At 66.0% G+C, this 14,031-nt stretch carries 14 protein-coding genes and 1 pseudogene; 11 read left to right on the top strand and 4 right to left on the bottom strand.

The genetic code is table 11. The annotated features are described in order from the left end of the window. The first annotated feature begins 10 nt into the window (after positions 1–10). From ACP7BY_RS04770 to ACP7BY_RS04725, 10 genes and pseudogenes are all read left to right on the top strand, one after another. Positions 11–772, top strand: a complete 762-nt coding sequence (locus tag ACP7BY_RS04770; RefSeq protein WP_126847567.1) for a class I SAM-dependent methyltransferase — start codon at positions 11–13, stop codon at positions 770–772. 154 nt (positions 773–926) lie between these two features. Then, positions 927–2,462, top strand: a complete 1,536-nt coding sequence (gene ubiB, locus ACP7BY_RS04765; protein ID WP_033966856.1) for a 2-polyprenylphenol 6-hydroxylase — start codon at positions 927–929, stop codon at positions 2,460–2,462. Beyond that, the gene (locus ACP7BY_RS04760) at positions 2,459–3,577 is read left to right on the top strand and encodes a hypothetical protein (RefSeq protein WP_231565324.1); all 1,119 of its coding nucleotides are present in this window, start codon (positions 2,459–2,461) and stop codon (positions 3,575–3,577) included. Before ubiB ends, ACP7BY_RS04760 begins: the two co-directional genes overlap by 4 nt. Next, positions 3,574–4,730 (top strand): annotated as a pseudogene (coaBC, locus tag ACP7BY_RS04755) (bifunctional phosphopantothenoylcysteine decarboxylase/phosphopantothenate--cysteine ligase CoaBC); the annotation flags it as partial. The gene ACP7BY_RS04760 and the pseudogene coaBC, both read left to right, overlap by 4 nt. Before the next feature lie 57 nt (positions 4,731–4,787). Continuing rightward, positions 4,788–5,234, top strand: coding sequence for a dUTP diphosphatase (gene dut / locus ACP7BY_RS04750; protein WP_171010470.1), 447 nt, complete (start codon positions 4,788–4,790; stop codon positions 5,232–5,234). Then, a complete protein-coding gene (locus ACP7BY_RS04745; RefSeq protein WP_033964155.1) occupies positions 5,231–5,614 on the top strand; it encodes a hypothetical protein in 384 nt (127 codons plus the stop codon). The genes dut and ACP7BY_RS04745 overlap by 4 nt, the downstream gene beginning before the upstream one ends. Positions 5,615–5,747: 133 nt before the next feature. Further along, positions 5,748–6,497, top strand: coding sequence for a HesA/MoeB/ThiF family protein (locus tag ACP7BY_RS04740; RefSeq protein ID WP_137902508.1), 750 nt, complete (start codon positions 5,748–5,750; stop codon positions 6,495–6,497). Between the two features lie 35 nt (positions 6,498–6,532). Next, complete coding sequence (gene wecB / locus ACP7BY_RS04735) at positions 6,533–7,663, top strand: non-hydrolyzing UDP-N-acetylglucosamine 2-epimerase (RefSeq protein WP_033964154.1); 1,131 nt, start codon at positions 6,533–6,535, stop codon at positions 7,661–7,663. After that, a complete protein-coding gene (gene wecC / locus ACP7BY_RS04730; protein WP_033964153.1) occupies positions 7,647–8,945 on the top strand; it encodes a UDP-N-acetyl-D-mannosamine dehydrogenase in 1,299 nt (432 codons plus the stop codon). Before wecB ends, wecC begins: the two co-directional genes overlap by 17 nt. An 18-nt stretch (positions 8,946–8,963) precedes the next feature. Further along, the gene (locus tag ACP7BY_RS04725; protein WP_137902507.1) at positions 8,964–9,974 is read left to right on the top strand and encodes an NAD-dependent epimerase/dehydratase family protein; all 1,011 of its coding nucleotides are present in this window, start codon (positions 8,964–8,966) and stop codon (positions 9,972–9,974) included. A 29-nt stretch (positions 9,975–10,003) separates the two neighbouring features. Here the strand turns inward: ACP7BY_RS04725 and galU are convergent, their stop codons facing one another. From galU to rpsU, 4 genes are all read right to left on the bottom strand, one after another. Beyond that, on the bottom strand, positions 10,004–10,873 hold the full coding sequence (gene galU / locus ACP7BY_RS04720) for a UTP--glucose-1-phosphate uridylyltransferase GalU (protein ID WP_033964152.1): 870 nt from the start codon (positions 10,871–10,873) through the stop codon (positions 10,004–10,006). A 110-nt stretch (positions 10,874–10,983) separates the two neighbouring features. Continuing rightward, on the bottom strand, positions 10,984–11,538 hold the full coding sequence (locus ACP7BY_RS04715; protein WP_033964160.1) for an FKBP-type peptidyl-prolyl cis-trans isomerase: 555 nt from the start codon (positions 11,536–11,538) through the stop codon (positions 10,984–10,986). Position 11,539: 1 nt separating this feature from the next. Next, a complete protein-coding gene (locus ACP7BY_RS04710) occupies positions 11,540–12,121 on the bottom strand; it encodes an FKBP-type peptidyl-prolyl cis-trans isomerase (protein ID WP_033964151.1) in 582 nt (193 codons plus the stop codon). A gap of 83 nt (positions 12,122–12,204) precedes the next feature. After that, the gene (gene rpsU / locus ACP7BY_RS04705) at positions 12,205–12,411 is read right to left on the bottom strand and encodes a 30S ribosomal protein S21 (RefSeq protein WP_010162663.1); all 207 of its coding nucleotides are present in this window, start codon (positions 12,409–12,411) and stop codon (positions 12,205–12,207) included. Between the two features lie 153 nt (positions 12,412–12,564). Here rpsU and cysS point away from each other — a divergent pair, with 153 nt between their 5' ends. Continuing rightward, the gene (gene cysS / locus ACP7BY_RS04700) at positions 12,565–13,992 is read left to right on the top strand and encodes a cysteine--tRNA ligase (protein WP_033964150.1); all 1,428 of its coding nucleotides are present in this window, start codon (positions 12,565–12,567) and stop codon (positions 13,990–13,992) included. Positions 13,993–14,031 lie beyond the last annotated feature (39 nt).

Raw genomic sequence — 14,031 nt, 5'->3', positions numbered from 1 at the left:
AGCGGGCGGCATGACCGACACCCAATCCGGCTCCGATACCGCCCCCGGCACCGTCTCCTTTGGCTATGAAGACATCCCCGCCACCGAAAAGACCGCGCGCGTCGGCGGCGTGTTTTCGAGCGTGGCGCGCAGCTACGACATCATGAACGACGCGATGTCGGGCGGGATGCACCGTTTGTGGAAGGATCGCTTCGTCCGCCGCGTGAAGCCGCGCGCGGGCGAGCAGATCCTCGATATGGCGGGCGGCACCGGCGACATCGCCTTCCGCCTGGCCGAATCGGGCGCGAGCGTGACCGTCGCCGACATCAACCCGCAAATGCTGGAAGTCGGCATGGAACGCGCCGCCAAGCGCGGCATTGATGGCCTGGTATGGACCGAGGCCAATGCCGAGACGCTGGTCTTCCCCGACCGCTTTTTCGACGCCTATACGATCGCCTTCGGTATCCGCAACGTGACCGACATCCCCAAGGCGCTCCGCGAGGCGCACCGCGTGCTGCGCCGCGGCGGGCGCTTCTATTGCCTGGAGTTCTCGACCACGCTGTGGCCCGGCTTCGCCGATGTCTATGACGTCTATTCCCACAAGGTGGTGCCGCAGCTCGGCAAGTTGCTGGCGCAGGATGCCGACAGCTATCGCTATTTGATCGAATCGATTCGCCGTTTCCCCGACATGCCGACTTTCGAAGGCATGATCCGCGACGCGGGCTTCGTGCAGACCGGGGTCGAGCCGATGCTGGGCGGGCTGGTCGCGATCCACCACGGGTGGAAGATTTGATGCAGTGCGCTGAAACCCCTCTCCCAACGGGAGAGGGAGGGGCCCGCTCGACGCAGTCGAGTGGGAGGGTGAGGGCGACCAACGCCTGCCCAATCACCCTCACCCTTCCGTCGCTTCGCTCCTCCCTCCCTCTCCCGTGGGGAGAGGGAACAATATGACCGCCCCCGCTATCCACCTGTGGCGCCTGCTCAAATGGGGCCGCATCCTCGCGCGCCACGGCGCGCTCTCGGGCATCGAGCGCGACCCCAATACGCCGACGCCGGTGCGTCGCCTCGCGCGGATCGCACGGATCGGTGCGCGCGTGCCCGCCGTGCCGCGCTATGCCGATGCGTTTCAGGCGATCGGCCCCGCTGCGATCAAGCTCGGCCAGACGCTGGCGACGCGGCCCGACATTGTCGGCGAGGCGGCGTCGAACGATCTGATGCGGCTGCAGGACGCGCTGCCGCCCGTGCCCTATGACACGATCCACGCCGCGATGACGCGCGCGTTCCAGCGCGATCCGGCGGAATTGTTCGCCTCGATCGATCCCGTCCCGGTCGGTGCAGCCTCGATCGCGCAAGTCCATCGCGGGGTCACCACCGACGGCCGCACCGTCGCGATCAAGGTGCTACGCCCCGGCGTCGAGGAAGATTTCACCCGCGCGATCGACACCTATGAATGGGCGGCGGCGCAAGTCGAGGCGATGGGCGGCGAACTGTCACGGCTGCGCCCACGCCTGGTGATCGAGACGTTCAAGCGCTGGACCGCGCGCGAGCTCGATTTGCGGCGCGAAGCCGCCTCCGCCTCCGAACTCGCCGATGCGATGACCGCCGAGCCCGATTTCCTGGTGCCCAAGATCGATTGGCAGCGCACCACCGGCCGTGTGCTGACGCTCGAATGGATCGACGGGATCAAGCTGTCCAACCGCGCGGCGCTGGTCGAAGCGGGCTATGACATGCAGGCGCTGGCCAACACCCTCGTCCACGCTTTCCTGCGCCAGGCGATCGCCGAAGGCTTCTTCCATGCCGACATGCACCAGGGCAATCTGTTCGCGCTGCCGGGCGGCAAGATCGCCGCGATCGACTTTGGCATCATGGGCCGGATCGACAGGCGCGCCCGCGTGTGGCTGGCCGAAATCCTCTACGGGCTGATCACCGGAAACTATAAGCGCGTCGCCGAAATCCATTTCGAGGCGGGCTATGTGCCGCCGCACCACAATGTCGCCGAATTCGCCACTGCGCTGCGCGCGGTCGGCGAGCCGATGCGCGGCATGGCGGTGAAGGACATGTCGATCGGCATGATGCTCGACGGCCTGTTCAACATCACCCGCGATTTCGACATGCAGACGCAGCCGCATCTGCTGCTGCTGCAAAAGACGATGGTGATGGTGGAAGGCGTCGCGACCAGCCTCGACCCCGACATCAATTTGTGGGACGCCGCCGCCCCGTTCGTGCGCGAATGGATCCGCACAGAACTCGGCCCCGAAGCGGCGGTCGCCGACCGACTGGTCGAGGGCTTCCGGACCCTGTCGCGCTTGCCCGATCTGGTGCGCAACATCGAACGGCGTTTCCCCAATCCGCCCGGAGCCCCGCCCGAGCCGCCGCTCAAACACATCGAAGTGCTGCGCGTCGGCGGCGGCTGGCGGTATGCGCTCGTTGCGCTGGTGAGCGCGGGGGCAAGCCTGGGCCTTGGGTGGGTGCTCTGGGGGTGAAGGACGCCACGCCCCTGTGGCTCGCCAAGCCTTCCAGATTTGCCGGGGTATCGCTCCAGAAGGCCCGTATCGGCCTGGCGCTACTCGCGCTGCTGTTACTCGCGACCTTGCTGGCTTTGGCGAGCCCCGGGACACCGTCGATCGACCATGACCCGGCCAATCGCGGCGAAGATCAAGCCGATGTCGTGCGCTATGAGACGATTGTCCAAGGGATGCGCGGCGGTGGCGGTTATTATCCGGTGACCGCCCAAGCGCTCCGCGCGGGCGATGATCCGATGCGCCCCTTCCTCACCTTCCGCCTGCCGACGCTCGCGGTGGTACAGGCCGCGCTGCCGCCCCCCGTCACCATGCTGCTGCTCTATGCGCTGGTCGCGGGAGTGGTGTTCGCCTGGTATCGACAATTGCGGTCGGCTTTTGCCCGTCCGGCAGCGGTGTGGGTCGCGATGGCGTTGCTGGCGGGGGGGCTGATCGCCTTCGTGCAAGCCGACCTCGCCTGTTTTCACGAGATTTGGGCGGGATTGCTGATCGCACTGTCGCTCGCCGCGCGGCGCGAGGGCAAATGGATCGAGGCGGTCGCGATCGGGCTGATCGCGATGCTGATCCGGGAAAGCGCTGCGCTCTACGTCGGTATCATGGCAGTGTTCGCCTTTGCCGAGGGCCACCGCAAGGAAGCGATCGGCTGGACATCGACGCTGGGGGTGCTGGCGATCGTACTCGCGCTCCACGCTCACGCCGTGTCGCTGGTGGTACGGGAGACCGATCCGGCTCTGTCGGGCTGGCCCGGCCCGCTGGGTTTCGGCTTTTTCATCACGACGATGCAGCTTTGGACGGTGTTGAGCTTGGCTCCCTTGTGGTTCGCCGCGCCGGTCGTCGGGCTGGCACTGTTCGGCTGGGCTGCGTGGAAGAGCGAACTGGCGTTGCGCGCGCTGGCCGTGTTCGCCGGTTATGCCGCGCTGCTGGCTCTGTTCGGGCGCGCCGACACCTTCTATTGGGGGCTGATGGTCGCGCCCACGCTCCTGATCGGCCTTGCCTTTGCGCCCGATGGCGTGCGCGATCTGATCGCGCGCGCGCAGGACCCGCGCCGCAAGATTACCGTGACGCGGGTGGTGCGATGAAGATTCTGCTGATCGTCGGCGGCGGCATTGCCGCCTATAAGGCATGCGAGCTGATCCGGCTGTGCCGCAAGGGCGGGATCGCCGTCAAATGCGTGCTGACCGATGGCGGCGCGCATTTCGTGACCCCGATGACGCTCGCCGCTTTGTCCGAAAACCAGGTCCATACCAGCCTGTGGGACCTGAAGGACGAAGTCGAGATGGGCCATATCCAGCTCAGCCGCGAGGCCGATTTGGTCGTGATCGCGCCCGCCACCGCCGATCTGATGGCGAAAATGGCGGCGGGCATCGCCGACGACCTGGCCACCACATTGCTGCTCGCGACCAACAAGCCTGTGCTTGCAGCACCCGCAATGAACGTGCGGATGTGGCAGCACCCGGCAACGCAGCGCAACGTCGCCACGCTGCGCGGCGATGGCGTGACCGTGCTGGAGCCCGATGAAGGCGCGATGGCGTGCGGCGAATATGGCCCCGGTCGCCTGCCCGAGCCCTCGGCGATTTTCGCGGCGATTCGGGCGGCTTTGGCTGCGTGACCGCGCTTCACATCCTAGTCACGGCCGGCCCCACGCATGAGCCGATCGACCCGGTGCGCTACCTCGCGAATCGCTCCTCCGGCAAGCAGGGCTTTGCGATTGCCGCCGCGCTGGCCGCGCGCGGCGCGCGGGTGACGCTGGTCGCGGGGCCGGTTGCGCTCCCCACGCCGCCGGGGGTGACGCGCATCGATGTCGAGACCGCGCTGGAGATGGCAGCGGCGGTCGAAGCGGCGCTGCCGGTCGATGCGGCAATGATGGTCGCCGCCGTCGCCGACTGGCGAGTCGACCGCACCGCGCAGAAGATCAAGAAAGGCCCGGACGGGCCCCCGACGCTGCAGCTTGTCGAGAATCCCGACATCCTCGCCACGCTCGCCGCCAGCCCGCTGCGCCCGCGCCTGCTGATCGGCTTTGCGGCCGAGACCGAGCGCGTAACCGAGCACGCCACCGCCAAGCTGACGCGCAAACGCGCCGACTGGATCGTCGCCAACGACGTGTCGGGCGACGTGATGGGGGGTGCCGCCAATGCCGTCCACATCGTTACTGCAGGCGGGATCGAAAGCTGGGAGCGGCTGCCGAAGGACGAGGTCGCGGCGCGGCTGGCCGATCGCATTTTGGCAACGCTTGCGCCGAACGGCTCGGCGACCTTCGACACGCCCGATACGCACTGCTATGATCCGGCGATGAGTGGCTCCATTACCATTGCGCTGAAACGCCTCCCCCATGGCGAAGGCCTGCCCCTGCCCGTTTATGCAACCGAGGGTGCGGCGGGCATGGACGTCGTCGCCGCCGAGGAAACCGTGCTCGTGCCCGGCGCGCGCGCGGCGATTGCAACCGGCTTCGCCATCGCGATTCCGCCGGGATATGAGGTGCAGGTTCGCCCGCGCTCGGGCCTGGCGCTGAAGCACGGCATCACCTGCCTCAACACGCCGGGTACGATCGACAGCGATTATCGCGGCGAAGTGAAAGTCATTCTCGCCAATCTCGGGCAGGAGCCGTTCGCAATCGCGCGTGGCGACCGGATCGCGCAGCTTGTCCCCGCCCCCGTGCAGCGCGCGGTGCTGGAAGTGGTGGAGGCGCTTGACGATACCGCGCGCGGCGTCGGCGGCTTCGGGTCGACCGGGCGATGATCGCCCTGCTGCTTCTGCTCCAGGCGGCGGAGCTGCCCGCCATGCCGACCGACTGGTCGGCGTTGGCACCGATCCCCTATCTCGCGCCGCCCAAGGTGACGCCCGAGCTGTCCGGGTTCGTGGCGACCGAAATCACCGCCGGGCGCTGCGCCGTGCCCAAGCCGGCCGATGGCCATTATGTCGTGCGTGTCGACGTCGCGACCTTGATCGCCTCGGACGGAACGGTGCGGCGCGCGGTGCCGCACGCCATTGCCTGCCCGACGGTCGAACAATATGCGGCGGGCCTCGTCACCGGTTTTGCGCGGGGCAATCTGCCGATGCGGCCGGGCGCGACCGACGCCTGGTATCGCGCGACGATCGTGTTCGAGTGGAACGCCTAGTGCCGTCCTCGGAGAGGCCGGATCATCCCCATCCCGTTCGGGCTGAGCCTGCCCTGAGCAAGGCCCTTCGACAGGCTCAGGGCGAACGGAAAACGGCGCGAAACACCAAAGCTGTGCCTCTGACAGGCTGCCTGTGACGCTGTCCGACGAAGAGCTGAACCGCTACGCCCGCCATATCGTGCTGCGCGAGGTTGGTGGCGCAGGGCAAATGCGGCTGAAGGCCGCGTCGGTCGCGATTGTCGGCGCAGGCGGTATTGGCAGCCCAGCCATTCAATATCTGGCAGCAGCCGGGGTCGGGCGGCTGATCGTCATCGATGACGACACCGTCGATCTTTCCAACCTCCAACGCCAAACCCTGTTCGGCGATGCCGATGTCGGCGCGGGCAAGGTCGCGGCGGCGGCGCTCGCGGCTCACCGGATCAACCCGCATGTCGTGATCGACCAGCGCCCCGAGCGGCTGACCCCCGACAATGCCGCCCGCCTCCTTGGCGGAGCGGACGTGGTGATCGACGGTACCGACAGTTTCACGACGCGTCTCGCCGTTGCCGACGCCGCGCACGCGCTGCGGATCCGGCTCGTCTCCTCGGCGGTCGGGCAGTTCGAAGGCCAGCTCGGCGTTTTTCGCGGCTGGGAGGCGGACAAGCCGTGCTATCGCTGCTTCGTCGGCAATGTGGCCGATCAGGCGGGCGACAGTTGCGCCGAACAGGGCGTGCTCGGCGCGATGACCGGGGTGATGGGCAGCCTCGCCGCGCTGGAGGCGATGCGCAGCGTGGTCGGCTTCGGCGAGGATAGCGCGGGCAAGCTGCTGCTGATCGACGCGCTCGCCTTCCGCTTCCGCACGATCGTGCTGCCCAAGGATCCCGGATGCGGGGGATGCAGTTAGCGGGGTTTTAAGGGAGCGCACGCTATGCGCCTGCCATGACCTCTCCGCGCATCCTCGTCATCTTCGGCACCCGGCCCGAAGCGATCAAACTCTTTCCCGTGGTTGCTGCGCTCAAGGCGCAGGGCGGCCTCGACGTGCGCACCTGCGTGACCGCACAACATCGCGGGCTGCTCGACCAGGTGCTCAGCATCGCCGGTCTGCGCCCCGATATCGATCTCGACCTGATGGAACCGGGCCAGACGCTCGACCGCCTGACCGCGCGGCTGCTGACCGGGCTTGGCGACGTGATGGATGCCGAAAAGCCCGACCGGGTGATCGTGCAGGGCGACACCGCCACTGCGATGGTCGGTGCGCTGGCGGCCTATTATCGCAAGGTGCCGGTCAGCCACGTCGAGGCGGGCTTGCGCTCGGGCGACATTTACCAGCCTTGGCCGGAGGAAGTGAACCGCCGCATCGTCGCGCCGATCGCCGATCAGCATTTCGCGCCGACCGAAACCGCCGCCGACGCGCTGCGCCGCGAGAATATCGCCCCCGCGACGATCCACGTCACCGGCAACACCGTGATCGACGCGCTGTACGCGACGCGCGCCAAGCTGGTCGCGGACCCGACGCTCGCGAGCGGGCTCGACGCGATTGCGCAGCGTTTCGCGGGCAAGCGCATCATCCTGGTCACCACCCACCGGCGCGAGAATTTCGGCGGGGGCATGGACAATATCGCGCACGCGCTCGCCCGCATCGCCGCGCGCGATGACGTGGCAATCCTGTTTCCGATGCACCCCAACCCCAATGTCGTCGAGGCGATGAACCGCGTGCTGGGCGACCGGCCCAATATCGCGCGGATCGATCCGCTCGATTACCCGCATTTCATCCGCGCGCTGGAGCTGTGCGACATCGCGCTGACCGATTCGGGCGGCGTGCAGGAAGAAGCGCCCGCACTCGCGAAGCCCGTGCTGGTGATGCGCGAGACGACCGAACGCCCCGAAGGCGTGGCGGCGGGCACGGCCAAGGTGATTGGGACCGATCCCGAACGGATCGTTTCCGAAATATCAACCCTCCTCGACGACAAGGGCGCGTACCAGTCCATGGCACGCGCCCACAATCCGTTCGGCGACGGCCATGCGTCCGGCAGGATCGCAAAGGTAATCGCCGATGGTTTCGGATGCTGAACTGAAGGTTGTCGTCGTCGGGCTGGGTTATATCGGCCTGCCAACCGCCGCCGTAATCGCGCGCACGGGTGCCAAGGTGCTGGGCATCGACGTGTCCGAACATGTCGTCGAGACGGTCAATTCGGGCAAGATCCATATCGAGGAAGTCGATCTCGACGGCCTCGTCTCGGGTGTGGTCGCGCGCGGCACCTTGCGCGCGGCGACGCAGATCGAACCCGCCGACGTGTTCGTTATCGCGGTGCCGACGCCCTTTGCCGACGATCACGCGCCCAATATCGGCTACGTCCTGCGCGCCGCCACCACCATTGCTACGGTGTTGAAGGCGGGCGACGTCATCATCCTCGAATCGACCTCGCCCGTGGGCACGACCGAGAAGGTGCGCGACCTGCTCGCGCAGTTGCGCCCCGACCTGAAGGTGCCCGGCAAGACCGGCGAGAGCGCCGACATCGCGATCGCCTATTGCCCCGAGCGCGTTCTCCCTGGGCGCATCCTCGTCGAGCTGATCGACAATGACCGCGTGATTGGCGGCATCACGCCGCGGTGTGCGCGCAAAGCGCTGCAATTCTATCGCCGCTTCGTGCGCGGCGCGTGCGTCACCACCACCGCGCGCGCGGCGGAGATGACCAAGCTGACCGAAAACGCGTTCCGCGACGTGAACATCGCCTTCGCCAACGAACTGAGCCGCGTCGCCGATACGATGGAAGTCGATGTGTGGGAGGTGATCCGCCTCGCCAACCGCCATCCGCGCGTCAACATCCTGTCGCCCGGCCCCGGCGTCGGCGGGCATTGCATCGCGGTCGACCCGTGGTTCCTGGTCCATGCCGATCGCGACAACACCCCGCTGATCCGCACCGCGCGCGAAGTAAACGACGCCAAGATCGACTATGTCGTGGAACGCGCCGAGGCGATGGTGGCGGCGCACCCGGGCGTTCGCGTCGCCTGTCTGGGCCTCGCCTTCAAGGCCAATATCGACGATTTCCGCGAAAGCCCCGCGCTGAAAGTCGCGACGGCACTCGCGCAGCGCTTCGGCGATCGGCTCGATGTGGTCGAACCTTATACCCGCGCCCTGCCCGCCGCGTTTGACGGCACCGGCACGACGCTGACCGACATCGACACCGCGATCGAGACGTGCGGCATCATGATCGTGCTGGTCGATCATGACGTGTTCAAATCGGTGCCGGTCGATGAGCGCGCCGACAAGATCGTCTATGACACACGCGGTATCTGGCCCGATCAGCCCCGCGCGCCCGTCCGCACGGAAGCGTTGCGCCTCGCCAGCTAAGGCCTGATAGGGAACGCCATGTCGACCGACCCCATCCTCGTCACCGGTGTCGCCGGGTTCATTGGCATGCACGTCGCGCGCGCGCTGCTGGCGCGCGGCGAGCACGTCATCGGCATCGATAATTTCAACGATTATTATCCCGTCAGCCTGAAGGAAGCGCGCGTCGCGGCGATCGCGGCGGAGGCCGAGGGGCGCTTCACGCTACACCGCGTCGATTTCGCCGATCATGCCGCGCTCGATGCAGCGCTCGGGTCCGCACGATTCACCCGCATCGTCCATCTCGGCGCGCAGGCCGGGGTGCGCTATTCGATCGACAATCCGCGCGTCTATATCCATTCGAACATCGCCGGGCACCTCAACCTGCTCGAACTCGGGCGGCAGCGCGGCGTGGCGCATCTCGTTTATGCGTCGTCCTCGTCCATCTATGGCGGCGATGCGAGCGTACCCTTCAAGGTCGACGACCGCGCCGACCGCCCCTTGTCGCTCTACGCCGCGACCAAGCGCGCCGACGAGTTGATGAGCGAAACCTACGCGCATCTCTATCGCCTGCCGCAAACGGGGTTACGCTTCTTCACCGTCTATGGGCCGTGGGGGCGGCCCGACATGGCGATGTGGCTGTTCACCAGCGCGATCCTCGAAGGTCGCCCGATCCAGGTGTTCAATCACGGCGATATGCGGCGCGATTTCACCTATATCGACGATATCGTTGCCGGGATCGTCGCCTGCCTCGACCATCCGCCTGCCGATGACGGCAGCATCAAGGCCGGCGGCAGCCCGGCCCCGCACCGGCTCTACAATATCGGCAACCACCGTTCGGAGCGGCTCGACCGGCTGATCGACCTGATCGAGGCGGCGTGCGGCAAGCCCGCCATCCGCATCAACGCGCCGATGCAGCCGGGCGACATGCCCGATACCTTCGCCGACATTAGCGCGATCCAGCACGACCTCGGCTTCGCACCGACCACCTCGATCGATGTCGGCGTGCCCCGTTTCGTGGATTGGTATCGCGGCTATATCGAGCGCTGCTGAGCGCCCGATCAGCCCCGACCGCTCGAGCCTTATTTCAGCAGGTCGACCGCAAAAGCACGGACGGCTTCGCCAATATCCGCGCGCCCGACGGCCACCGCCAGATTGGCGGTTACGTACCCAGCCTTATCGCCGCAATCATAGCGTTTGCCGTCAAAGGTGAGCCCATGGAAGGGTTGATTGCCAATCATCCGCGCCATTGCATCGGTCAGCTGGATTTCGCCACCCGCGCCCTTGCCCTGGGTTTCGAGCACCCGCATCACCTCGGGCTGGAGGATGTAGCGGCCGATCACCGACAGGTTGGAGGGCGCGGTGCCCTTGGCGGGCTTTTCGACCAGCCCTTTGACTTCGGTCAGGGCACCGTCGCGCACGCCTGGCGTGATCACGCCATACATGTGCGTCTGATCCTCCGGCACTTCCTGCGCGCAGATAATGTTGCCGCCGACCTGCATATAGGCGTCGACCATTTGCTTCAGGCAACCGGGCTTGCCCACCATGAAATCGTCGGCGAGCAAAACCGCAAAGGGTTCATCCCCCACGATATCGCGCGCGCACCACACCGCGTGGCCGAGACCCATTGGTTCCTGCTGGCGAACATAGGCGACCGCGCCCGGCTTGAGCCGGGTGGCGTCAAGGATCGACAGCGACTTGCCGCGCGCGGTCATGGTCGCCTCCAGCTCGTACGCGATGTCGAAATGGTCCTCGATCGCCGATTTTCCGCGTCCCGTGACGAAGATCATCTGCTCGATGCCTGCTTCCAACGCTTCGTCCACCGCATATTGGATCAACGGGCGATCGACGACCGGCAGCATCTCCTTGGGCATTGCCTTGGTTGCGGGGAGAAAGCGGGTGCCAAGACCACCGACAGGAAAAACGGCTTTACGCAACGGGCGGACGGTCATCTTTGCTCCGAAAAAATACGTTAGCGAAAGGTTACTTCGTTACGCCTCAATACCGATCCGGCCGGATATGGCATCCATCAATTTGGACGCCGGTTTTTCGATACCGCCCGTCAGGGCGCGGCCGGAGCCGTCTTGGGATCGGCAAGCTGTTGCTGGCGCAACTGGTCAAAAGCGGCCTGCGAAATAAAATCGATCAAATCGATGTCGAACACCAGCACCGACTTTGGCGGGATCGGCCCGGAACCGGCCTCGCCATAGCCCAGACTTGGCTTAATCCACACCCGATACTGCGCGCCGCGCGGCATCGCCTTCAACGCTTCGGCGAAACCCGGCACGAGCCCCGCGACGGGCAAGGGCGTGGGTTGGGCGCTTTTGTCGAAGGTCGTGCCATTCGTCAATTTGCCGACATAGTTGACCAGCGCGACGTCTCCGTCGCCCGGCTTTTCCGTCCCGGTTCCGGGTTTCACCACCCGATATTGCAAGCCTGACGGAGTCTGGATGACCCCGCGCACGCGCGCGTTCGCAGCGAGGAAAGCATCGGCCGTAACCGGCACTGCGGCGACTGGCTGGGCGCGACGCGGGAGCGGCTTTTTGACCCGCGCTTGCGCAATCCCACTGGTCAGGAGCAGCGCCGCCAGCCCGGCGGCAAATGCGATCGCGCGCATATCAGCGGCCCGTCGGCGGTCCACCGGCACCCGGGGGCATCATCCCCTGCTGCTGCTGCATCATCTGCTGCTGCATTTGCTTGTACTTCAGGATCGGCATCGAATCGAGCAGTTCGACATCGAACACCAGCGCCGCATTGGGCGGGATCGGGCCGCCGGGCGGCACATGCTCGCCATAGCCAAGGCTCGGCTTGAGCCACAGGCGATATTTGCCGCCCTTGTTCATCAGCTTCAGCGCTTCGCTGAACCCGGGTACGACCCCACCAACCTCGAGCGGGGTCGGCTGCTGCGACTTGTCGAAGACGGTGCCATCCAGCAGGCGTCCCTCATAGGTGATGAGGACTTCGTCCGCGTCGGTCGGGTTCGGCCCGGTGCCCGGCGTCAGCACCTGATATTGCAGGCCCGACGGTGTCGTCACCACGCCCTTCGTCCGCGCGTTGTGCGCGAGGAAGGCCGTAGCGGGATTGACCTGAGTCTGGAACGCCAGTGCAACCGCCGCGACCAGCGCGACGGCGATGCCAAGCCACAGATACACCAAAATGCTCCGCTTCACGGGCTTTAGCGGGACAGCGGTGATCGACATGGTGGCTCCCGGGCAGGGGGTCGAGAAAGATAGGCAGGCGAAATCAGGTCGTGGCGGGCATCAGCGCCCGCCCGATCACGATCTTACCGTGCGCCGTCGCGTTCCATACGCTTGCGCTCGAGCTTGCGCGCGCGGCGTACGGCAGCGGCGCGCTCACGGGCGCGCTTCTCGCTCGGCTTCTCGTAGTGACGGCGCAGCTTCATCTCGCGATAGACGCCCTCACGCTGCAGCTTCTTCTTGAGCGCGCGCAGCGCCTGGTCGACATTGTTGTCGCGTACGATGATTTGCATAAACCCGAACAGCTCCGAATCGATAGAAAAGCGCCGCCGCGAACATGAGGTCCGCGTCGCAAGGCGTGCGCCCTACACGGCGATGCCCGAACTTTCAAGGCATACCGCACCTTTTACGTGACTTTGGGCCGGAGCGGTCTGTAAGCGGGCGCAATGAGCAGCACGCCCCTCACCTTCTACAACAGCCTCACGCGCTCGCTGGAGCCGTTCGTCCCGATCGATCCGCGCCTGGTGCGAATCTACACCTGCGGGCCGACGGTGTATAACTATCAGCATATCGGCAACATGCGCGCCTTCCTGTTTGCCGATACGCTCGGGCGCGTGCTGCGCTGGAAGGGCTTCCCGACCAAGCATGTCATCAACATCACCGATGTCGGCCATTTGACCTCCGACGCCGATGCCGGCGACGACAAGATGGAAAAGGCCGCCGCCGCGCAGGCCAAGTCGATCTGGGAAATCGCCGCGCATTATACTGCGGCGTTCAAGGAAGATGTCGCGCGGCTCAATATCGATCCGCCCGCCGAATGGACCGTCGCCACCGACCACATCCCGCAAATGATCGCATTCGCCCAGCGAATCGAGCAGGACTGCTATCTCATCGACGGCGGGCTCTATTTCGACACCACGCGCGTGCCCGATTATGGCAGCCTGGCGCGCGCCGTGTCCGACGCAGGCGAAAGCCGGATCGATCCGGTCTCGGGCAAGCGCCATCCGCAGGATTTTGCGATCTGGCGGCGGTCGCCCCCCGGCGAGCAGCGCCAGATGGAATGGGATTCCCCCTGGGGCAAGGGCGCGCCCGGCTGGCATCTCGAATGCTCGGTGATGAGCCTGCAGCATCTTGGCCACCCGTTCGACATCCACACCGGCGGGATCGACCACCGCGAGATCCATCATCCCAATGAGATCGCGCAGAACCAGGCGTTCTGTGCGTGCGACGACACCGGCGCGCGAGTGTGGATGCACAACAACTTCCTGGTGGACCGCGGCGGCAAGATGTCCAAGTCTACGGGTCAGTTCCTGCGCTTGCAGACGCTGGTCGATGCGGGCTTCCATCCGCTCGCCTACCGCATGATGTGCCTGCAGGCGCACTATCGCAGCGAGTTGGAATTTACGTGGGAGAACCTTGCCGCCGCCTTCACGCGGCTGAAGCGGCTGGTGATCGCGCGCGATGCCCTGCGCGCGCGCGATGACGGCACGCTGAAGGGCGATGCCGAACCCTATCTGGCGCGGCTGGAGGAAGCGGTCGGCGATGATCTGGGTACCCCGCGCGCGCTGCCGGTGCTGGATGAGCTGCTGGCGGACAAGCGCCTGTCGCCCGCGACTCGGTTGCAGGCGCTCGACGATTTCGATGCGGTACTGGGCCTCAACCTCGCCACGCTGACCCGCAGCGAACTCCGCGTGCGCCCGGTGACCGCGATCGTCACCGAGGCGGACATCGATGCCCAACTCGCCGCCCGAAAAGAAGCGCGTGCGGCAAAGAACTTCACCCGATCAGATGAGATTCGCGATGCACTGGCGGCGGTCGGTGTCGAGGTGATGGATGGTGATGCGCTGGCCTGGGACTGGAAATTGGCGGTCTAGCTCCCTCTTTCCTTCTCACACCTCCTCGTTCAAGCTGCA

The organism is Sphingomonas sp. PSPC2-2, assembly GCF_049897725.1.
In the GTDB taxonomy this organism is placed as follows: domain Bacteria; phylum Pseudomonadota; class Alphaproteobacteria; order Sphingomonadales; family Sphingomonadaceae; genus Sphingomonas.
Note: the sequence above shows the minus strand (reverse complement) of the source record. Positions and strands in the feature narration are given on the sequence as shown.